This window comes from Salinifilum ghardaiensis, assembly GCF_054491345.1.
This window is the reverse complement of sequence record NZ_CM137101.1, coordinates 164,773-183,021: the sequence shown is the minus strand read 5'-3', so window position 1 is coordinate 183,021 and position 18,249 is coordinate 164,773. Positions and strand designations below refer to the sequence as shown.

Below are 18,249 nucleotides of genomic sequence, written 5' to 3'. Positions count from 1 at the left end.
ACTCCGCGGTCCTGCGGCACCGTTCGCGCGCGGATCCGCGGAGAGCTCCGGGCGGCTCCCCGCGCTCCCCGCCGCGGCCGGTACGTTGCCGTGCGGGCACGACACGAGGAGGGCGCCGCGTGGCGGAGACGGCCGACCGGTCCGGACAGCACGAGTGCGCAGGTTGCGACGGGACCGGAACGGTGCGGCAATCGCGCGCGTACCGGTCGTTGGCGACGGGCGAAACATCGACCATGATCGGGTTGACGCGGTGCGCGCACTGCCGTTCCGACCCGGGGCGGCAACGGCACCCCGGACCACCGATGTGAGGGAACCGCACGATGTCGGAGAACGAGGACGTCACGCCGCCGAGCGCCGGTCAGGGGCCGAACAGCGTGTGCCACTCCTGCGGTGGTCTGCGCTCGCTGAGCGAACCGCGGCTGTACGTCATCCAGGCCACCGAGGACCTGTGCACCGGCATGACCATGGCCCAGTGGCGCACCTGCCCGCACTGCTCGGGGAAGGGGTACGTGCCCGGCATTTCCCCGCCCGGCTGAGGGCGCGCCCCGCCCCGCGCGGCTGAGGAGGCCCCGCTGCGGACGGCTCCGGACACGCCCCCGCCTGCGCCGCCCGGCCCGGGCACCTCACCCGAGCGGGGGTGACGGCACCTCCCGGAGAGGTTCCGCCCCTGGGCACGCCGCGCAGGCCGAACGCGCGTCCACCCGTCCCGGCACAACCCGTTGAGCACGGGGCCCGAGCCGCGCATCCTCGATCACATGCAGTCCACGCCGCGTTGCGCATTCGTGCCCCTGGCGGACGGTCGACGGCTGGCCTACTACGAGTTCGGCGATCGCGCGGGGGTCCCCTGCGTCTACACCCCGGGCTGGCCCGCTTCCGGCCTCTCCGGCGCCTTCCACACCACCGCCGCGCAGCACGCGGGCGTGCGGTGGATCGCCGTGGACAAACCGGGAACCGGCGCGTCCGACCCGGACCCGCGGCGTTCGCTGTCCCGCTACGCCGCCGACGTGCGCGGGCTCGCCGACCACCTGGGGCTGGAGCGGTTCGCCGTGGTGGGCGAGTCCGCGGGCGGCCCGCACGCGCTGGCCGCGGCGCACGAACTGCCGCACCGGATCACCACCGCGGTCGCGCTCGCGAGCGCGGGAGCCCCGGACACCCCGGGAGGTCGCCGGGCCGTGACGCCGACCGCGCGCCTGCTGCTGCGGATGGCGCGGCGCTGCCCGTGGCCGGCGCGCCTGCGCGCCGCGCAGCTGCAGCGCGCGCTGCACCACCCGGCCCGGGCGCGGCGCTGGGTGGCGGGGCTGCGGCACGCGGCCCCCGAAGCTGATCAGCAGGCCTGGGAGCGGCTCGACGTGACGACGCTGCTGTCCTCGGCGAGGGGCGCCTTCACCCAGGGCAGCCGCTGGGTGGCGCAGGAGCTGGTGGTGCTCTCCCGCCCGTGGGGGTTCTCGCTGTCCGGCATCGAAGCCCCGGTGGAGGTGTGGCACGGCACGCAGGACACCGCGGTGCCGCTGTCGGCGGCGCGGGCGCTGGCCGCGCGGATCCCGGGGTGCACCACGCGGATCTTCGACGGCGAGGGGCGCTGCCTGGGCGTGAGCCGTCCGCACGAGCTGATGCGGGCGATCCGCAACGCGGCCTCGGACGACGCGACCGCCCCCGGCGAGAAGACGGGCACCCCGCGCCGAACGCGGGGTGCCCCGTCTGCGCGGTAGCGGTGGGATTCGAACCCACGGAGGGTCGCCCCTCACACGATTTCGAGTCGCGCTCCTTAGGCCGCTCGGACACGCTACCGCCCGCTAGGGTAGCGAACCCCGTTCCGGCTTCCCGACGGGGGCCCCGCTCCGGTTGCCGGCCGGGCAACCCGGCCGCTCGGTCGCTCGAGGGTCCCGCCGCTCGGGGCCGACGAGCGGTGCTCAGGCCCAGTCGCGCAGCTCGTCGGCCAGGGCGGCTCGCGCGCGGGAGAGCCGCCCGCGCACCGCCTGCTCCCCGGCGCCGACGCGGCGGCCGATCTCCCCGCAGGAGAGGCCGTCCACTTCGGCCAGCACCCACGCGTCGCGCTGCCCTCGGGGCAACCCGGCCAGCGCCCGGCGCAGTTCCAGCGCGGCCGCACCGGCCAGGGCGAGCCGCTGCGGGTCGAGCACGCACCCCGCCCCGGGGACGGAGCGGCGGTGCTCGGGCACCCGCCCGACCGGATCGGTGCGGCGGATGCGCCGGCGGCGCAGCACGATCAGGCAGTTGCGCCGGGCGATCTGGAACAGCCACCCGCGCAGCGCGGCGGGTTCGACCAGCTCGGCGATGCGCCGCCACGCGGTGACGAACACGTCCTGGGTGACGTCCTCGGCCTCGATGCGGTCGTCGAGCATGCGCAGCGCCAGCGCGCGCACGCCCGGGGCGTAGCGGTGCACGATGATTTCGAACGCGGCCGCGTCACCTGCCGCGATGCGGCGCGCCAGTGCCGCGTCGGTCGCCTCCACGCTGCTCCTCCCGCGCTCGGGTCGTCCTCACCCGGCCCTTCGCCGGAGCCGCACCGCGGCGACGGCGGTGGCGCGCAGAGCCGGGTCCGCCCCGAAGCGCTCGGGACGGACCCATGGTCACAGCCGGCGATCCCGCCCGCGGGGCGAACAGATCGCCGGATCAGGCGTTCTTCTACTTCTGCTGGTCGCCCTGCCCGCCCTGGAAGCGGTCCTTCACGTTCTCCGCAGCGCCGGCGGCCTTGTCCTTGATGTCCTGGCCGGCCTCCTTGACCTTGCCGCCCATCTCGTCGCGCTTGCCGGCGTCGCGCATCTCCTCGTTGCCGGTGGCCTGGCCGGTGGCCTGCTTGGCCTTGCCGACCAACTGCTGCGCCTGTTCCTTCGCCTTGTCGAAAACGCCCATGGCGGACTCCTTCGCTGCTTTCGCTCCGGCGCTCGCGGCACCGGGTCCGCTCGGGACGTACCCGACACGCGCGCAGGCAAACGGAACCCCGACCGCGTTGTGACGCGTGTCACAACGCGGTCGGGGTTCCCCGCGGCGGGTGGCTGACCAGCGGACAGCGGGCGGCTGGCGCCGCTCAGTCGCGCTGCTCGGTGAAGAAGCCCTCGAGCAGCGCGGCGCACTCCTCGGCCAGCACCCCGCCGACGACCTCCGGCCGGTGGTTGACCCGCCGGTCGCGCACCACGTCCCACAGCGAGCCGACCGCGCCGGTGCGCGGTTCCCACACGCCGAACACCACCCGGTCGATCCGGGAGAGCACCAGCGCTCCGGCGCACATGGTGCACGGCTCGACGGTGACGGCCAGGGTGCAGCCGGTCAGCCGCCAGCCGTCGCCGTGCTCGGCGGCCGCGGCCCGCAGCGCGAGGACCTCGGCGTGCGCGGTCGGGTCGAGCCGGGCCTCGCGCTGGTTGTGCGTGCGGGCGAGCACGCGCCCGTCCGGGCCGGCCACCACCGCGCCGATGGGCACGTCGCCGGTCGCCAGCGCGCCGGGGGCCACGTCCAGCGCGGCCCGGACGAGACCGACGTCCGCCCGGGAGTGACCGGTCACTGCTCGAGCTTCTCCAGCACGTTGCCGAACTCCTGACCGAACCCGCAGCGCCGGGCGATCATCTCCAGCTGCTCGTCGGGGTAGAGGTCGACCTCCTCGATGATGACCAGCATCTCGCCCTCCGGCAGCCCCAGGTCCGACAGGATCGACAGGCTGCCCTCCGGCCAGATCTCCTCGTCGTCCTCGTCCGGCGTCTCCGCCCGGAGCAGGTCCAGCACATCGGCGGCGATGTCGTAGTCCAGCGCCGCCGCCGCGTCCGACAGCAGCAGCTCCACCCCGTCGGGCACCGGGCGGAGCAGCACGAAGAACTCGTCGTCCACATTGCACATGCCGAACAACGCGCCGGTGGAACGCAGTTCGCGCAACGCGGTGATGGCCGAGTCGAGACTGCTGAGCACCGAGCTCGCCAGCGGGCTGCAACGCCACCGCCCGTCCTCACGTACGACGGCGACGGCGAACCCCTCCACCGGGTCCTGGACCGTCATGGGGACACCGTAGAGCGTGTGGAAGCCACCCGAAAGCACCATTGCCCCTTCGTGACCTTCGCGAGTCGGCTTCCCGCCCGACCGGGTGCCGACCGCGTGGGGCAGGATGGGCCCATGCGCGGCGTGTGCGTCATCGGACTGGGACTCATCGGCGGATCGATCCTGCGCGCGGCCGGCCGGGCCGGCCGCGCGGCGTGGGGGGCGACCACATCCGAAGCGGACGCCGCCGCGGCCGAGCGCGACGGGTTCACCGTGCTCGAGGCGGAAGCGGCGCTGCAGCGCGCCGCCGAGCAGGACGCCCTGGTCGTGCTGGCCACGCCGATGGGCGCCCTGCGGCAGGTGGGCCGCCTGATCGCCTGGCACTCCCCGGAGGTGCTGGTCACCGACGTGTGCAGCGTCCGCGAACCCGCCACGCAGGAGCTGCGCTCGCTGCTGCCCGGCGCGAAGCACGCGGGGAGCCACCCGATGGCGGGCACCGCCGAGTCGGGCTACGCGGCGGGCAGCGCCGAGTTGTTCGACGGTGCGGCGTGGGCGGTGACCACCGAGGACGACACGGACACCGCGGCGTGGCGCGCGGCGGCCGAGCTCGCCCTGGACTGCGGCGCGCGGGTGGTCCCCGCCTCGGACGCGGCGCACGACGCGGCCGTGGCGCGGGTGTCGCACCTGTCGCACCTCTTCGCCGCGGCGCTGGCCGCGACCGCCGCCGACGGCGGTCCGCTGGCGCTGTCGCTGGCCGGCGGGTCGTTCCGCGACGGCACCCGCGTGGCCGGCAGCGACCCGGCGTTCGTCGCCGCCATGACCGAGGGCAACCGGACGGCGCTGCTGGACGCGCTGGACGACGCGCTCGGCAGGCTGGGCGCGGCGCGCGGCGCGCTCGCCTCCACCGGATCGCTGAAGTCCACTGTGGATGCCGGGCACGCCGCCCGGCAGAGCTGGCACGACCTGCTCACCAGCGAGCACGCCCGCCGCAGCGTCTCCCTGACCTCCCCCGGCGCCCTCGGGCGGTTGCGCGAGCTCGGCGAGCGGGGCGCCCGCGTGGTGGGCGTGGACGCCGACGAGGCCGTCGTCGAGGTGCCTGAGTAGCCCGCGACCGCACTCCGCGCGCGGACCCGGGCTCGTGCAGCCGCCCGGGCCGCAGTGCTCGTCAGGACTGCCGCACGGAGCTCGCGAAGGCCACGTCCTCCGGTGCCGGGCGCGCCCGTTCCGGCTCCCGCGGGGCCGAGGCCGGGGGCGTGGCAGCCCCCGCCTGCCCGACATCCGCGGGCTCGACGTCCGCGGCCCGCGCACCGGCTCCCGCCACCGGGGCGGCGGTTTCCGCCGGGGCTGCGGGGTGCAGCGTGGCGCGGCGCGTGGCGTGGAACAGCAGCAGCGCCACGACGGCCACAACAGCCGAGGCCGGGCCGAGCACTCCCCAGCCCCACCGGGCCACGACCGCGCCACCGGTGATTCCGCCGAAACCCATCCCCAGGTACAGCGCGGAGGAGTTGAACGCGACGACCACGCTCGCCATCGCGGGCCCCAGCGTGATCAACCGGTGCTGCACCGCGGGCATGATGCCCCAGCCGCCGAAGCCCCACAGCACCAGCAGCACGGCCATCCCCGGCAGCGAGGCCCCGGCCAGCGGCAGCAGCGCCAGCCCCGCGGCCAGCACGACGAGCGAACCGGCGATGCCGAGGGTGGAACCGAACCGGTCGGTGACCCGTCCGACGACGACGTTGCCCGCGGCGCCGGCGACGCCGTAGACGAACAGCAGCACGCCGAGCGCGCCCGCTCCCACCCCGGTCAGCGCGCCCAACATCGGTGCCGCGTAGGTGTAGGCGGCGAAGTCGGCCAGCGAAGCCAGCGCGGAGACGGTCAGCACGATCACGATCGGGCGATCGCGCAGCACGCCGACGCGTTCGCGCAGCCGCACCGCCGGCGGCGCCGGCACGGCGGGCAGCACGCGCAGCGCCGCGGCCGCCCCCGCGGCCAGCACGGCGACCAGCCAGAACAGGCCCTGGTACCCGAGCCACCCTTCCAGCAGCACCCCGAGCGGCACGCCGATCACGGTGGCCAGGGTCAGCCCGGACAGCACCACCGAGACGGCCCGCCCGCGCTTGTCGAGCGGCACGAGATCGGTGGCGATGACCACGGCGGTCGGCGTGAACAGGCTCGCGCCGACGGCGCCGAGCACGCGCGCGGCGGTGAGCGTGGCGAACTCGGGTGCCAGCGCGGTGGCGACGTTGCTGGCGACGAACAGCGCCAGCGACAGCCACAGCAGTCGCCGCCGCTCCCAACGGGCCACCACTGTGGACAGCACGGGAGCGCTGATCGCGTAGGTCAGCGCGTGCACTGTGACCAGCTGCCCGGCGGTGGTCACCGACACCCCCACGTTGTCGGCGATCGCGGGGAGCACTCCGGCCACGAGGTACGAGCCGGTGTTGATGACGAAGGTGCCGACGGCGAGCACCAACAGCCGGAAAGACATGGGCATCCTTCGCAGCGTTGCGACGTGGGCGGGGCAGCACGTGCCGCGCGGTCCGCCCGGGGCGGCCGCGGAGCACGACAGGACTGTGCCCACCGGGGCGGGCACGGGATCCGCTCCCGGCACTCGCCGGAGGACGCCGGTGCCGGTTGCGGTGACGGGATGTTCGGGGCGAGGAGCCCGCAACCGCGACCGGCCCCGAGGGCCGGACCCGTTCTCGGATCAGCTCGCCGGCGCGGTCCGCACGGGACCGCACCCCGCATTTCGTCACACGCCCGGATGGCGTTACGCCGCGTGCTCCGCATCACAGGAAGCAGCGCACCGACCCCGGGGAAACCTCATCGCGAACTCCGCTCGCATTCCTCAGTGGATTGATCGCAACTCCCGAGCGCGCGGATCATCCGATCAGATGGAAAATCTTGCGCTCCGCAATGGCCGAAACCCGTTCGTGAAGCCGGTTCGCGCACCTCCAAACCCCACGTTCGGTGCATCAACTCCGGATCTCGCGCACGGGCCAGCGCGTTGCGCAGCGCAATCCACACAGGACGCACCCGTGCGCGGGACGCCGCAGCACGACGAACTCCGATCGGAAATCAGTGCGTGTCCACCGGACCCGCACGGACGCACGGCCAGAGCAGCGCCGGAACACCTTGTGGTGAAACCCGGCCGCGCCACTCGGCGAACTCCAGGACGAATCGGTAGACAAGGGGCTGCGCCGCGATGCGGTCTCGGAGCGGTTTCCGACAATCCGCCGGCGCGGTCGAACCCAGTGACACAGAAAGGAACCCCCCATGCGTTCTCTGGTTCGCGGAGCCGTAGCGACCACCTTCGGACTGGCCCTCGCGCTCGGTGGCGCCGGTGTGGCCGCCGCCGGCGGCGGTGGCGGACACCACGAGCACGTCGACGTCGACGCCTGCCAGGTGTTCAGCTGCAACACCTGGAACTGGAACTTCTCCGACGACGACAACCAGGGCATGAACTTCGGTTCGGTCCTCAAGAGCTGAGCACGCTCCCCGCGGCGGCCCTGCCCGAACGGATCCTGCCCGAACGGATCCAGGTTCGAGCCGGGCCGCCGGTGCGCGCACGCACCACCGACCGCGGGGCTCCGAGCGCTCCGCACCACCACCGCGGCACGTTCGATCGATCCGCGTTCCCGCCGCACCGGCGCGCGACCGATCAATCCGCCCCACGCGTGCGCGGGCGCGCCGTGCGATCACGCGCGCGAGGAACGCACGAGACAGCCGCGCCGACGACGGCGCCCGGGACAGCGGCACGCACGACGAGGACGCCACGATCAAGGCGGCCGTGATCAGCCGCCGCGGAGCGATCCTCGCCGCCGCCATCACCGGTATCTGCTCCCTGATCGTCGGCTTGGCCACCACCTACGTCACAACGCGCTCCACGCAGTCCCCGCCCGCGGCGGAAACGGTCACGCGCACCGCGACCGAGACCGTCACCACCTCCGGGAGCGCCTCGCCCGGCGGTGAACCGGCGAGCCCGCCACCCGCAGGCGCGGTGCACCTCGCCGATCTGGTGGCGCACCGCGGGAACCTGCCCGGCCACGACGACGAACACCGCGGCCGCCAGCAGCAGCACCATCGCGGCCTGCACCCCGGAACTGACCCGCGCCCGCACGGCTCCGGCGGGGCGCTCCGCGGCCGCCGCACCCGGTGCGGGCCGGAGCACTCACCCCCCAGCTGCGTCCCGGGAGCTCCCGTCCTCGACGGCGTGCTCGTGCGCCGCGGTCTCCGCGGACCGCGCACCACCCGGGGCGTTCCCGTCCGCTCGCCCGCCCGCGGGGCCGGCCGTCGAACCTCCCGCGGTCGCCGCCTCGCCCTCGGCCGCGGGACCGCTCTCCTCGCCCGCGTGACCCGCGGTACCGCCACTCGCTCGGGCGTCCTCGCCGCCCGCCGCGGGCTCCGACGCGGGCGCGCCCGAGTTCCGCGGGCCCGCGCCCTTGCGCGCGGCTTCCCGCTCCGCCGCGAGCCGATCCCTCACCGCGCGGGCCGTGCCGATGCCGTAGCCGTGCTTGTGGACGCGGTGCTCGATCGTGTGCTCCATGTACGCCGCGGAGAACCACAGGGCGAGGATGACCCCGCCGAGCAGGGCCATGCCCTTGATCCACAGCGGTCCGGGCACGAGCAGGAACAGCAGGCCGGGGCTGAGCTGCACGAGGCCGCGGCCGAGGTGGCGCAGCACCCAGGTGCGGCACGTGACGTCGTGCAGCACCCACTCGTGGAAGCGCTCGGGCAGGCGCCCGCCGAACGCGTACCAGACCCACAGGGCAGGATTCGGCCGAGGCGCTCGGCTGTCTCGCACGTCGGCTCCTTCACCGTACTGGGTTCTCCCTGTGGAGACCGGCGGGAGAGAGCGTAACGTATTAATGTTTAGTGCACTAATGAAGTCGGGAGGTTCGCGTTGGAGCACGTCGACCTGGGTGACGACCCCCTCAAACTGGACCGCCAAGTGTGCTTCGCGCTCTCCGTGGCCTCGCGCAACGTCATCTCGATCTACCGCCCGCTGCTGGCACCGCTGGGGCTGACGCACCCGCAGTACCTGGTGATGCTGGCGCTGTGGGAACGCTCACCGCGCTCGGCGAAGGAGCTCAGCGAGATCCTGCACGCCGAGCCCGCCACGCTCTCACCGCTGCTCAAACGCCTCGAGACGATCGGCTACGTCGTCCGCGCCCGCGGGCGGCGGGACGAACGCTCCCTCGACGTGGACCTCACCGAGACCGGGGCGGCGCTGCGCGCGGAAGCCGAGAAGATCCCCTACGAGGTCGTGGAACTGCTCGGGCTCGACGTCGCGGAGCTGGAGCACCTCAACGAGGTGCTGGGGCGGCTCATCACCAGCAGCGCGCAGGTCCTCGACGAGGGGCACGGCTGACGCGGCACCCCTCCACGCGCTCGGAGCTCAGCCGAACCCGCCCCGACCGGGGATTTGCGCATTTCGCGCGACATGTCCGCCCACTCGTTTCGGTGAGGAGTTCGACAACGGCGCCGGAGCCGGTCCGAGCACCAACCCCGCATCCGACCGCCGCACCGCCCCGGACGCGGAACCACCGGGGTGCCCGGGCAGGAAGACCGCGGGGCACCTACCGTGCGGGTGTGGAGCTCCTGGCCGGCGAAGGACGGCCCGCGAAGCGGCGGCCCGCGGGCCGCACGGGGCAGCGCGCTGCGAGCACGACGGGAGCCGGTGCTCCGGCCCTGCTGCACGCGGTCGCCGGCGGCAGAGCGTTCTGCGGCGCCGAAATCACCGCGGTCCGCCGGGAACCCTGGGACGCGAACGCCCCGCGGGCCTGCCCCGACTGCGTTGCCCGCGCCCCGGCCGGAGCGGAGTGATCGGCACGGCGCGCGCAGGCGCCGAGGATCCCGCGGCATCACCGCTGCGCCGCCGAATCCGGTGCGCACGACAGTGCTGGTACGGTCACGCGCAGCCCGCCGGAACGTGCTGACCAGGAGATGACGTGGACGCGAACGGCGCGCCGCAACACCGGACGCAACCCCGGTCTCGGCAACCCGGCTTCTTCGCGCAGGCCTTCCGCTTCGGGCTGGTCGGCGCCGGCGGTGCGATCGTCGACTACGGCAGCCTGCAGGTGGTTCTCGCCTCCGGGGTGCCACCGGACCTGGCCCGGGTGCTGAGCTTCGCTGTCGGCAGCACGTTCGTGTACCTGATCAACCGCCGTTGGACGTTCCCCTCGCAGCGCGACCTCCGCGAGGTGGTCTCGCTGGCGATCGTGCTCGCGTTGACGTTCGGTCTGGTCGGTGGCGTCAACGCACTCGCCCTCCGGGGCCTCCCCGACTCGTCGTGGACGATCACGCTGGCGTGGGCGATCTCGCAGGCGGTGGCGACGACCTTCAACTTCCTCGCCCAGCGCAGCTTCGTCTTCCACCGCCGCACGGCGCGCGCAGGCGCCGAGGACCCCGCGGCATCACCGCGGTGACCCGACCGCGCAGCCGCACCCGCCCGTCCCCCGAGGACGCACCTCCTGCCGCTCCGCTGCTGACCGGTAGGAGGTGCGGCTGCGGCACCTGCCGCGTGGTGGGGACGAGCGGTGCCTCCTGCGTGGTGGGGACGACCGGCACCTGCCGCCGTCGGCGGCGAGTCCCCGGTCGCTGGGGGCGAGCTCGCCGCCGCCCAGCACCGGCGGTGTCCACTAACGACGGTCACGGACCCCGGAAACCCGGCGAGCGACCGGAAGCGCGTCCCCGGGATCACCACCGCCCGCTGCGAGGGCCCCGCCTGCGCGCAGCCGCGCGAGAGCCCGGGGCCGGTTCGCGGGTCTGCCCCCACAGAGCTGCCCACTGCTCGGCGGTCAAGTCCTTGGGCAGCGCCCGCGGGGACACGCGCTCGGCGCGCAGCCACGCGTCGAGCGCACCGCGGTGGACCCGCCCCGTCCGCTCCAGGACCTCCCGCAGTCCGCGCCCGCGGCCGGTGAAGACCTCCCGGACGAACGCCTGGTACGCCGCTCGATCGGTCACCAGCGGACGAGGACGGCGGTGCACCGCCAGCAGCCCACCGTCGACAGCGGGCACCGGCCGGAACGAACGTGCCGGGATGCGCCGGTGCAACGTGAACTCGTACCACGGCCACCAGGAGGCGGTGAGCATCGTGGCGCCGCCGACACCCGCTCGCCGGCGGGCCACTTCCCACTGAACCACGAGAACCGCCGTGTGCCAGCGCGTCTCGGGAAGCAGGCGTTTCAGCACGGCCGTGGTGATGTGGAACGGCAGGTTCCCGACGAGCACGTGCGGCTGCTCCGGCAGCCGGAACCGCAGGATGTCGCCGTTGACGACCGCGACGTGTTCCGGAGTTCGACGCCGCAGGCGCCCGGCCCGCTTCGGGTCGAGCTCCACGGCGGTGATCGGCCGCTGCGAGCGGCTCAACCGCGTCGTGAGGGCGCCGTCGCCGGCCGCGAGTTCCACGATCGGGCCGTCCGTTGCGGCGACGAGGTGCTGGATCGCATCTGCGACCGCGGGATCGACGAGGAAGTTCTGGCCGAGCTCGTGCGGCCCGCCCGCGTATGAGGACATGAGTGCGCTCCGCGCTGAGAGATCGTCGAGCCGACGCGGCGACACCGCGCCGGCGATTGCCCCGAAGCGCGGCGGAGTTGACGACGTGCGCTCACCTCCGCCGCTACGCGCGGCGGATGCGGATGTAGAACGCGGTGCTCATGAGACCCATCGCTCGCGACAGTAGCAGCGCGCAGCCGCGGGTCGAACCGATTTTTCGGGGCGGAAGGCGCTGGGCGATCGCGTTTCCGCGCCCCGGAGGTCCCAGACAATTGAAAATGATTGTCTTTTTCTGTAAGGTCCGGGCGGATCTGCCGAACGAGCCAGGGAAAGCGCGCTGGTGGGAGACATGACGCTGACGTCAACGGAGGGGCGGCTCCGGTCGGGCGAGCACGCGGTGACGATCGGAGTGATCGGCCTGTTCGCCGGGGCGTGCATCGCTGCGGGGGTGGCCGACCTGCGGAAACTGCTGATCATCGCAGCGGTTTCCTGCCTGGCCATGGTCGCCGGCGCCGCGCTCGCCCCGCGGGGGATCGTGAACAGCAGCACGCTGACTTGGGCGCACGGCCTCGCCGCCGGAGCGATGGTGGCCAGTGCGTGCGGGTTCCTGCTGCCCACTGCGATGGAGCGGAACCCGACGCTCGGGGGCTTCGGCATCGCAGCTGGTGTGCTCGCAGGATTCGCGGTCCACATCGGAGGCGCCTGGTTCGGTTCCCGCGCTGCACTGCTGGACGACTACGTGGTTCGCCTCACCGCGCACTCCGTGGCCGCGGGACTCGTCATGGGAGCGATCTACGCCAGCATGCCGAGCATCGGGCTGCTGCTGGGCCTGGCGATCATCTCGCACAAGGCCCCCGCCGGGTACGTAGCGGCGCGGTCGCTGCACGAGTCCGGTCGATCGGTGGTTCCGGTGGTACTGCCCGCCTGCGGTGTCGGCATCGCGGCGATCGTGGTCGGATTGCTGGGCTGGCCCCTGTCCCCACCCGTGACAGCCTCGGCGTTCGGCGCGTCAGCGGGACTCTTCCTGCACGTCGCGCTGGACTTCCTGGCGCACCTGGAGAGGAACCGCGCAGCAGGAAGCCCGCGGCTGGCCGCGCACGCGACCGCGAGCGCGCTGACCGGTGCCGCCGTCGTCGTGTGCGCCTGGACGATCACCGGAGTTTAGCGCGGGGGAGCTGACCGGGCCGACGCGAAAAGTGGCAACGAAGTGGCAACGCGAGCCGCCGGGGTGGCCTTGAACTGGTCCGCCTCGGGCGATGCCTGCGCTCGGGCTCCGTCGCCAGGGCTGCTCGCCTCGAGGCCGCGGGCCGGTCATCACGAGCCAGCTAGCTCGTTTGCCGATCGGCAAAGATCCCTTCCAGCATGCCGGTGGCCTGGCCGATCTCGATCAAGTATCCATCAGGGTCACGCATGTAGCAGCGGATCTCGGCCTTGCGGTCGAGGGGCTCGGTGAGGAACTCAGCCCCCTTGCTCCGCGCCTGATCGTAGAACGCGGCGATGTTCCCGACGCGCACGTTCATGAAGGTCGAAACGCTCTCGGATCGCTCGGGCGGCTGCAAGGTGACACCCGGCTTGTCCGGGGTAGGGCCACCGCCGGGGTTCATGATGATCCAGGTGTTGGCCACTTTAACGATGCAGGGGTTCTCCTCGAGGACAACCTTCCCGCCGAAGACGTCCACGTAAAACGCGCGAGAACGCGCCACGTCCCGCACCGTCAGGAAGTGCGTGAAGATCAGACCTTCCTCTGGTACAGGCCACTCGTCTCCTTGCATCGTTCACCTCCCGGCCTCACACGGGGCGTACCGGACACGAGGAGGGTAGTGCCGCCTTCGTCCGCTACGCATGCCGAGACGGGACGGTGGGCCCCGAGAAAACAGCCAGCTAGCGCAGCCCGACGCACCCACAAGGTGACGAGCCAGCACGCCCGGATCAGCGTGGCCGCCCGTCGGTCGTGGTCCCGGTGACCCAGCTGCGCAGCGCAACCACACTTTCCTCGGGACGGCGCGCCCAGGTCAGGAGTCGCGGGCCAGCGCGGAGTCCCTGGACGCCCTGAAGCGTCGAGCACTTCACGCGAAAAGTGGCAACAAGTTGGCAACGGGCTCGAGCCGCGGGCCGCGCAGGAGGTGATCGACGAACGAAAACCCCCTGCTTACACAGGGGGTCTCGGAGTGCGCCCGGAAGGATTCGAACCCTCAACCTTCTGATCCAGGCTCCGTGCTTGCCAGCGTCTTCAACGTTTGACGCCAGCTGCCATGACCTGCGATGAAGCTCTGGGCGCGCCTCACGTCGCTTGCCGTTGCCTTCGTCGTTTGCCGTTGATTAGTGGCAATAAAGTGGCAACGTACCCCTCAGGGGGCAGCGCAAGCACGTCCCGCGCTGGCCACCCTCAGCCGCGGGGACGCGGGGCTGCGTGATCTCGCTTAGGGTAAGTCCAAAACGGCCGCAGGGTTAGTCCATCCGAGTGAGTTTTCCAGGCAGAGCAAGGGTCACTGTTCGTCCTTGAGGTGCGATCTTGACGGAGCGCCAACAATGATGTATATTAGTAAAGGACACAAGTGAGCTTGCGCTGATCCAGTTGCCGCTTCTAATGTTCGGGACATGTTTAATATTCCAAACATTACTCCTTTGAAGGCGCTGGTTGCGCTCACGGCAGTCCTCAAGTTTGCTTCGCTCTACGTTGCAGAGGACGTCGTCACTACAGCCGGTTGTGTCGGGGTGGTCGTGATCGTGGTGGTGACTGTCCTGATGGGATCGCCGGCACGATGGGAAGTCCGACCGTCTCCCTGCGCTTCGTGACTTGTCTTCGTGGATCTTTCTATGCATGCATCCACAAGCAGGTGAGCCAGTACGCCCGGGCCAGCATGGCCGCCCGTCGGTTGTGGCCCTGGTGACCCAGCTGAGCAGAGCGACCACACTTCCTTGTGAGAGCGCGCCCAGGCGGCCACCCGAGCCACGCAGGGATCCGGCCGCCCACCGGGCCACCTACGAGGCTCGACGGCAACTCGGCTGCCAGCAGCAAGCGAGCGTGTCCACTCGACCCGCACGGCGGACCCTGCCGTGGACACACCGCCTGCCTTCCGCCTGCGGCCGGTGACGCCGCCCGCCCTCCGCTCGCGCTCGGCCGCCGGGGACCGCCGGGACCGGCGCCAGCCGCAGCCCGGCGGGACCCGGCCTGGCCGCAGCGCACAGACAAGCGGGCGGGCGGCTCTCACCGGACGCACCAGCAAGCAGGCAGGCGGCCCCGGCACCGCCGGGACCGGCGCCAGCCGCAGCCCGGCGGGACCCGGCCTGGCCGCAGCGCACAGACAAGCGGGCGGGCGGCTCTCACCGGACGCACCAGGCAAGCAGGCAGGCGGCCCCGGCAGGGGCCGCCCTTGATGCAGTAGAGAAATTCTGAACACACGCACTCTGAGGCTGTGCCCTGGCGCTAGTGCTCCCCTCCCACGATCCTCGGTGCTTCTGCACGAACTGGTGCAGCTCGTCGGCGACGTTCTCGCTCGGACAGCACTCGCTGTCTATGAGCTGGCGGACTCGTCTTCTTCGGAGCCTTGTTGCTTCCTGCGTTGCCCAAGCCGATTGATCTCGGCGTAGGCGTTCTCGTACCGCCAGCGGTACTGCCCGCCCGGAGTGATGAGCGCAGGTGTGATCCAGCCTCGCTGCGCGTAGTCGGTGATGGTCCGCGATGCCAGACCCAAGCGGCGCGCGAGTTCAGAGGTCGTGATCAGGGGCTCATCGGTGCTCACCTCCCTCAGCCTGTTCGCTCATCGTGCTCTCCGCTCCCTTGCATGCTGACAACGAGTTGATACGCTCATATTGCTGCAAATGCTTTGATGTCCGATTTGAAGGAGCCATGGCGAGCGGAGGGAGTTGGACGTGCCGCGTGGGGTTGCACGTATTCGTGTGGCCGCAGGGGACGTTCGTGCAGATCTACGGCCTGCCGCACTGGCAACGGCGGCTGGCCGGTGAGACGCGGGACGCGCATCCGGATCGGGTCGTGACGGTGGCCGGGTTCTCGACGTACGCGGAGTTCTCCGCGTGGTGCCGCAGCGTGAATCCGTGGACCGGGACGCCGGCGCGGACGTGAGGCCCCGGTTGGCGTGCCGGTGTGGCCTACCGTCCGAGCAGGCGCTCCATCTCCTCGGCGGTCACGACGCAACGGAACCCGGTGTCGTCATCGCACATCGTCTCGGCGGCGTCGTTGAACGAGGACGGCGTGGCCCGCTCGAACGGACTCGTCCACGCCCCACCGCGCAGCTCCCGCCGGCCCGGCCGGGAGGAGGTCGAGAACCACTCCCACACGTTGCCGCACAGGTCGTAGACCCCGTACGGACTCGCCCCGCTCTGATACCGGTCCACCGGCGTGCTCGCCCCGATGCCGCTCTCGCGCACGTTGCACTTGGCCGGCGTGGGCTGATCACCCCACGGGTAAACCGTGCCGCGGGTACCGCGGGCGGCCTTCTCCCACTGCTGCGCACTCGGCAACTCCTTGCCGGCCCACTGGGCGTAGGCGGCGGCGTCCTTCCACGTCACGAACACCACCGGGTGCTCGGCCAGCTCGGCCGAATACGTGCCGCCGGTCCAGTGCTGCGGCGGGCTGTGACCGGTCGCGGCGACGAACCGCGCGTACTCGACGTTGCTCACCGGATGCACGTCGATGTAGTACGCCGGCACCCACACAGGCTCGTTGCTCGGCCCGGACAGGAACACGCTGGCATCGACCTTGACCATGAGGCTGCCATCGGCGGGGTGGCGCACCTGGGTGCTGCCGATGAGCTCGGTCTCCTCGGTGGCGCCGCCGACCAGGCGCCCGTCTGTGAGGTGCTTGAACCGGGCCTGCGTGTCGGAGTCGCTGCGCTGCAGGCACGTGTCCAGGGCTGCTTGGTTCACCGGCCGCGGGGTGATGTCCTCCCCGGCTGCTTCCCACTTCGAGATCATGCGCTCGCTGACGCCGAGATGAGCGGCGAACTCCCGGATGCTCATCCGCATGGCGTCGCGCAGCGCGCGAACCTCGATGCCCGTCCACTGCTGAACCGTTGCCACTTGCCGCCTCTCCCCTGCGCCGCTGTTCCACAGGGGAGAGTAACGGCTTGATCGCTCGCGTCACACCTGTTCAGGCGGGATATCCGCGTACAGCTCGCGGATCTCGCGCATGACCTTGTGATCCGTGTCCCACTCGACGCCCTCGATCGAGGCGATCGGCCGGATTCCCGTGGCCGCGTTCGTCGCGAAGGCCGCATCCATGCCGGGGAGGTCGGCGATCGTCACCGGCTCGGTGGTGACCGGCTCGTCGAGGGCCTGGTTGATCAGGCGCATGGTCACGCCGGGCAGCATCTCGGAGCGCGGCCAGATGACCTGGCCGTCCCGGATGAAGCCGATGTTCGACGTCGCGATCTCGGAGATCGAGCCGTCCGGGTTGAGGAACAGCACGTCGTCGTAGCCCTCGCGCTGGGCGGTGCGGCGGTGCCGCATGGAGCCGTAGAGCCCGACGTGCTTCACCGCAGGTTCCTCGCGGCGGTACGACGTCGCCTGCAGCCGCCACGGTTTCGGTTCCCCCTGGCCCGCTTCGCGAGTCGTCACCAGTACCTGGGGCTCGGCCTCGGCCCCGATCGCCCCCATGCCCAAGTCCGGGTCGTAGACGGTCACCCGCACCACGGTCCGCCGGCCTGCGGCGAGCACGTTCCGGACGTAGCTGCGCACGCGTTCCGTGTCGAGCTCGGCGCCGAACAGGTGGCTGCAGTCGCGGGACAGCCGCTGCATGTGCAGCGACAGGCCGCGCACCTCGTCGCCCTCGACCAGCATCGAGGTGAAGTGCCCGTAGTTCGTCAGCGCCAGGGCCTTGATCTGCTCGAGCGTGGCCGGGGTGCCGTTCAGTTCCATGCCCGCCACCCTGCCACTTCACGCGCGCGGACTGAAGCTGCGCTGCACCGAAGTTCAGGGAAAGTTCAGCAGCTCAGGTTCGGCAGAAGTTCGGCGCAGGGGTGGTTGCAGGGCAGTACCCAACGCGCGGTTCAGGGCGCAGTCTTGAGATGTGACCGACGACGGCTCAGCCGAAAGCCGCCACACGGGAGGGAAGACTGATGGCCAAGAACATCGCTCGCGGAACCACGGCGAACGACTGGGTGCTGCCGAAGCTGGTCTTCGCGGTGGCCCTGGTGGGGTTCATCGCCCTGGTGATGACCAGCCCGGCCGAGGCCGCCACGCTGGTGAAGACCGGCGGTGCCGGACTCAGCAGCGCCACGGAATCGCTGGCGACGTTCATCAACGACCTGAGCTGAGCCCCTACGCGGGACGCTCGTCCGCGCGTTCAGCGAGGGCAGTCATGCGCGCCTCGAGCTCGGACAACGAAGCTTCGAGCCGCTGGGCGTCCTCGCGCAGGCCGGCGAGCTCCTCCCTGGTCCGCATCAGCTCCGCGGAGAGGTCGACGTCCTCCGAGCTGTCCCGGACCTGGGCTCCGGCGTTCGTCCTGATCGAGACCGCTCCCCGGTCCCGCAACAGGCGAACCGCGCTGAGAGCCGTGTTGACCGCCACCTCGTACTCGCCGGCCAAGCTCCGATAGGTCGGCAGCGGATCGCCGGGCCGGAACTCACCGGCCTCGATGCGGGCCAACAGGGCATCCGCTACGCGGTGGCTCGCCGGGCGCTTGTCCTCGGGATCAGTGCTCGCGGTCACGCGCCCCATCGTACCCAAAAACGTCTTGAGACACGCCGGGTTGACAGCCCCGACGTCTTGTCATATGTTCTAAAACATCAGCGATGTATTGCGACATCAAGC

21 protein-coding genes and 1 tRNA gene are annotated in these 18,249 nt (G+C 71.7%); 9 read left to right on the top strand and 13 right to left on the bottom strand.

The window, feature by feature from the left end:
- Window positions 1–320 precede the first annotated feature (320 nt).
- Together ACVGV0_RS00840 and ACVGV0_RS00835 are read left to right on the top strand one after the other, a co-directional pair.
- Window positions 321–536, top strand: coding sequence for a hypothetical protein (locus ACVGV0_RS00840; protein WP_459157931.1), 216 nt, complete (start codon window positions 321–323; stop codon window positions 534–536).
- A 219-nt stretch (window positions 537–755) separates the two neighbouring features.
- Complete coding sequence (locus tag ACVGV0_RS00835; protein ID WP_459157930.1) at window positions 756–1,709, top strand: alpha/beta fold hydrolase; 954 nt, start codon at window positions 756–758, stop codon at window positions 1,707–1,709.
- On the opposite strand, the gene ACVGV0_RS00830 is transcribed toward ACVGV0_RS00835, so the two are convergent.
- The 5 genes from ACVGV0_RS00830 to ACVGV0_RS00810 all read right to left on the bottom strand — a co-directional run bounded on the left by ACVGV0_RS00830 (window position 1,704) and on the right by ACVGV0_RS00810 (window position 4,002).
- Window positions 1,704–1,788, bottom strand: a tRNA-Ser gene (locus ACVGV0_RS00830). The two genes, ACVGV0_RS00835 and ACVGV0_RS00830, sit on opposite strands and share 6 nt — an antisense overlap.
- A gap of 122 nt (window positions 1,789–1,910) precedes the next feature.
- Entirely contained in the window at window positions 1,911–2,471 is a 561-nt protein-coding gene (locus tag ACVGV0_RS00825) for an RNA polymerase sigma factor (protein ID WP_459157929.1), read from the bottom strand.
- Window positions 2,472–2,643: 172 nt separating this feature from the next.
- Entirely contained in the window at window positions 2,644–2,871 is a 228-nt protein-coding gene (locus ACVGV0_RS00820; RefSeq protein ID WP_459157928.1) for a CsbD family protein, read from the bottom strand.
- 175 nt (window positions 2,872–3,046) lie between these two features.
- Window positions 3,047–3,517: a nucleoside deaminase gene (locus ACVGV0_RS00815; protein ID WP_459157927.1), complete on the bottom strand. Its 471-nt coding sequence runs from the start codon at window positions 3,515–3,517 to the stop codon at window positions 3,047–3,049.
- Window positions 3,514–4,002 (bottom strand): tRNA adenosine deaminase-associated protein, encoded by a 489-nt coding sequence (locus ACVGV0_RS00810; RefSeq protein ID WP_459157926.1) that lies wholly within the window; start codon window positions 4,000–4,002, stop codon window positions 3,514–3,516. Before ACVGV0_RS00810 ends, ACVGV0_RS00815 begins: the two co-directional genes overlap by 4 nt.
- A 114-nt stretch (window positions 4,003–4,116) precedes the next feature.
- On the opposite strand from ACVGV0_RS00810, the gene ACVGV0_RS00805 reads away from it, so the two are divergent.
- On the top strand, window positions 4,117–5,085 hold the full coding sequence (locus ACVGV0_RS00805) for a prephenate dehydrogenase (protein ID WP_459157925.1): 969 nt from the start codon (window positions 4,117–4,119) through the stop codon (window positions 5,083–5,085).
- A gap of 61 nt (window positions 5,086–5,146) precedes the next feature.
- Here ACVGV0_RS00805 and ACVGV0_RS00800 read toward each other — a convergent pair whose 3' ends face one another.
- Entirely contained in the window at window positions 5,147–6,475 is a 1,329-nt protein-coding gene (locus ACVGV0_RS00800) for an MFS transporter (RefSeq protein WP_459157924.1), read from the bottom strand.
- Window positions 6,476–7,257: 782 nt separating this feature from the next.
- Here ACVGV0_RS00800 and ACVGV0_RS00795 point away from each other — a divergent pair.
- Window positions 7,258–7,470: a hypothetical protein gene (locus tag ACVGV0_RS00795; RefSeq protein WP_459157923.1), complete on the top strand. Its 213-nt coding sequence runs from the start codon at window positions 7,258–7,260 to the stop codon at window positions 7,468–7,470.
- A gap of 682 nt (window positions 7,471–8,152) precedes the next feature.
- Here ACVGV0_RS00795 and ACVGV0_RS00790 read toward each other — a convergent pair.
- A complete protein-coding gene (locus tag ACVGV0_RS00790) occupies window positions 8,153–8,785 on the bottom strand; it encodes a DUF5313 family protein (RefSeq protein WP_459157922.1) in 633 nt (210 codons plus the stop codon).
- Between the two features lie 99 nt (window positions 8,786–8,884).
- On the opposite strand from ACVGV0_RS00790, the gene ACVGV0_RS00785 reads away from it, so the two are divergent.
- Both ACVGV0_RS00785 and ACVGV0_RS00780 read left to right on the top strand, forming a co-directional pair.
- Window positions 8,885–9,352, top strand: a complete 468-nt coding sequence (locus ACVGV0_RS00785) for a MarR family winged helix-turn-helix transcriptional regulator (protein WP_459157921.1) — start codon at window positions 8,885–8,887, stop codon at window positions 9,350–9,352.
- A 580-nt stretch (window positions 9,353–9,932) separates the two neighbouring features.
- Window positions 9,933–10,409, top strand: coding sequence for a GtrA family protein (locus tag ACVGV0_RS00780; RefSeq protein WP_459157920.1), 477 nt, complete (start codon window positions 9,933–9,935; stop codon window positions 10,407–10,409).
- Between the two features lie 271 nt (window positions 10,410–10,680).
- Here ACVGV0_RS00780 and erm read toward each other — a convergent pair whose 3' ends face one another.
- Window positions 10,681–11,499, bottom strand: a complete 819-nt coding sequence (gene erm / locus ACVGV0_RS00775) for a 23S ribosomal RNA methyltransferase Erm (RefSeq protein ID WP_459157919.1) — start codon at window positions 11,497–11,499, stop codon at window positions 10,681–10,683.
- A 328-nt stretch (window positions 11,500–11,827) separates the two neighbouring features.
- Between erm and ACVGV0_RS00770 the strand changes: the two genes are divergently transcribed.
- A complete protein-coding gene (locus tag ACVGV0_RS00770) occupies window positions 11,828–12,643 on the top strand; it encodes a ZIP family metal transporter (protein WP_459157918.1) in 816 nt (271 codons plus the stop codon).
- Between the two features lie 160 nt (window positions 12,644–12,803).
- Here ACVGV0_RS00770 and ACVGV0_RS00765 read toward each other — a convergent pair whose 3' ends face one another.
- Both ACVGV0_RS00765 and ACVGV0_RS00760 read right to left on the bottom strand, forming a co-directional pair.
- The gene (locus ACVGV0_RS00765) at window positions 12,804–13,250 is read right to left on the bottom strand and encodes a VOC family protein (RefSeq protein WP_459157917.1); all 447 of its coding nucleotides are present in this window, start codon (window positions 13,248–13,250) and stop codon (window positions 12,804–12,806) included.
- A gap of 1,743 nt (window positions 13,251–14,993) precedes the next feature.
- On the bottom strand, window positions 14,994–15,221 hold the full coding sequence (locus ACVGV0_RS00760) for a MerR family transcriptional regulator (protein WP_459157916.1): 228 nt from the start codon (window positions 15,219–15,221) through the stop codon (window positions 14,994–14,996).
- Between the two features lie 107 nt (window positions 15,222–15,328).
- Between ACVGV0_RS00760 and ACVGV0_RS00755 the strand changes: the two genes are divergently transcribed.
- The gene (locus ACVGV0_RS00755) at window positions 15,329–15,562 is read left to right on the top strand and encodes a hypothetical protein (protein ID WP_459157915.1); all 234 of its coding nucleotides are present in this window, start codon (window positions 15,329–15,331) and stop codon (window positions 15,560–15,562) included.
- A gap of 26 nt (window positions 15,563–15,588) precedes the next feature.
- Here the strand turns inward: ACVGV0_RS00755 and ACVGV0_RS00750 are convergent, their stop codons facing one another.
- Together ACVGV0_RS00750 and ACVGV0_RS00745 are read right to left on the bottom strand one after the other, a co-directional pair.
- Window positions 15,589–16,518, bottom strand: coding sequence for an SUMF1/EgtB/PvdO family nonheme iron enzyme (locus ACVGV0_RS00750; RefSeq protein ID WP_459157914.1), 930 nt, complete (start codon window positions 16,516–16,518; stop codon window positions 15,589–15,591).
- A 60-nt stretch (window positions 16,519–16,578) separates the two neighbouring features.
- Window positions 16,579–17,355, bottom strand: a complete 777-nt coding sequence (locus ACVGV0_RS00745; RefSeq protein WP_459157913.1) for an aminotransferase class IV family protein — start codon at window positions 17,353–17,355, stop codon at window positions 16,579–16,581.
- Window positions 17,356–17,555: 200 nt separating this feature from the next.
- On the opposite strand from ACVGV0_RS00745, the gene ACVGV0_RS00740 reads away from it, so the two are divergent.
- Window positions 17,556–17,753 (top strand): hypothetical protein, encoded by a 198-nt coding sequence (locus ACVGV0_RS00740; protein ID WP_459157912.1) that lies wholly within the window; start codon window positions 17,556–17,558, stop codon window positions 17,751–17,753.
- 4 nt (window positions 17,754–17,757) lie between these two features.
- On the opposite strand, the gene ACVGV0_RS00735 is transcribed toward ACVGV0_RS00740, so the two are convergent.
- A complete protein-coding gene (locus ACVGV0_RS00735) occupies window positions 17,758–18,147 on the bottom strand; it encodes a GntR family transcriptional regulator (protein ID WP_459157911.1) in 390 nt (129 codons plus the stop codon).
- Window positions 18,148–18,249 lie beyond the last annotated feature (102 nt).

Coding starts and splice junctions, on each gene's coding strand:
- ACVGV0_RS00795 (WP_459157923.1), top strand. CDS start 7,258: ATGCGTTCTCTGGTTCGCGGAGCCGTAGCGACCACCTTCGGACTGGCC.
- erm (WP_459157919.1), bottom strand. CDS start 11,499: ATGTCCTCATACGCGGGCGGGCCGCACGAGCTCGGCCAGAACTTCCTC.
- ACVGV0_RS00755 (WP_459157915.1), top strand. CDS start 15,329: ATGGCGAGCGGAGGGAGTTGGACGTGCCGCGTGGGGTTGCACGTATTC.
- ACVGV0_RS00840 (WP_459157931.1), top strand. CDS start 321: ATGTCGGAGAACGAGGACGTCACGCCGCCGAGCGCCGGTCAGGGGCCG.
- ACVGV0_RS00740 (WP_459157912.1), top strand. CDS start 17,556: ATGGCCAAGAACATCGCTCGCGGAACCACGGCGAACGACTGGGTGCTG.
- ACVGV0_RS00810 (WP_459157926.1), bottom strand. CDS start 4,002: ATGACGGTCCAGGACCCGGTGGAGGGGTTCGCCGTCGCCGTCGTACGT.
- ACVGV0_RS00820 (WP_459157928.1), bottom strand. CDS start 2,871: ATGGGCGTTTTCGACAAGGCGAAGGAACAGGCGCAGCAGTTGGTCGGC.
- ACVGV0_RS00835 (WP_459157930.1), top strand. CDS start 756: ATGCAGTCCACGCCGCGTTGCGCATTCGTGCCCCTGGCGGACGGTCGA.
- ACVGV0_RS00745 (WP_459157913.1), bottom strand. CDS start 17,355: ATGGAACTGAACGGCACCCCGGCCACGCTCGAGCAGATCAAGGCCCTG.
- ACVGV0_RS00800 (WP_459157924.1), bottom strand. CDS start 6,475: ATGCCCATGTCTTTCCGGCTGTTGGTGCTCGCCGTCGGCACCTTCGTC.
- ACVGV0_RS00765 (WP_459157917.1), bottom strand. CDS start 13,250: ATGCAAGGAGACGAGTGGCCTGTACCAGAGGAAGGTCTGATCTTCACG.
- ACVGV0_RS00805 (WP_459157925.1), top strand. CDS start 4,117: ATGCGCGGCGTGTGCGTCATCGGACTGGGACTCATCGGCGGATCGATC.
- ACVGV0_RS00770 (WP_459157918.1), top strand. CDS start 11,828: ATGACGCTGACGTCAACGGAGGGGCGGCTCCGGTCGGGCGAGCACGCG.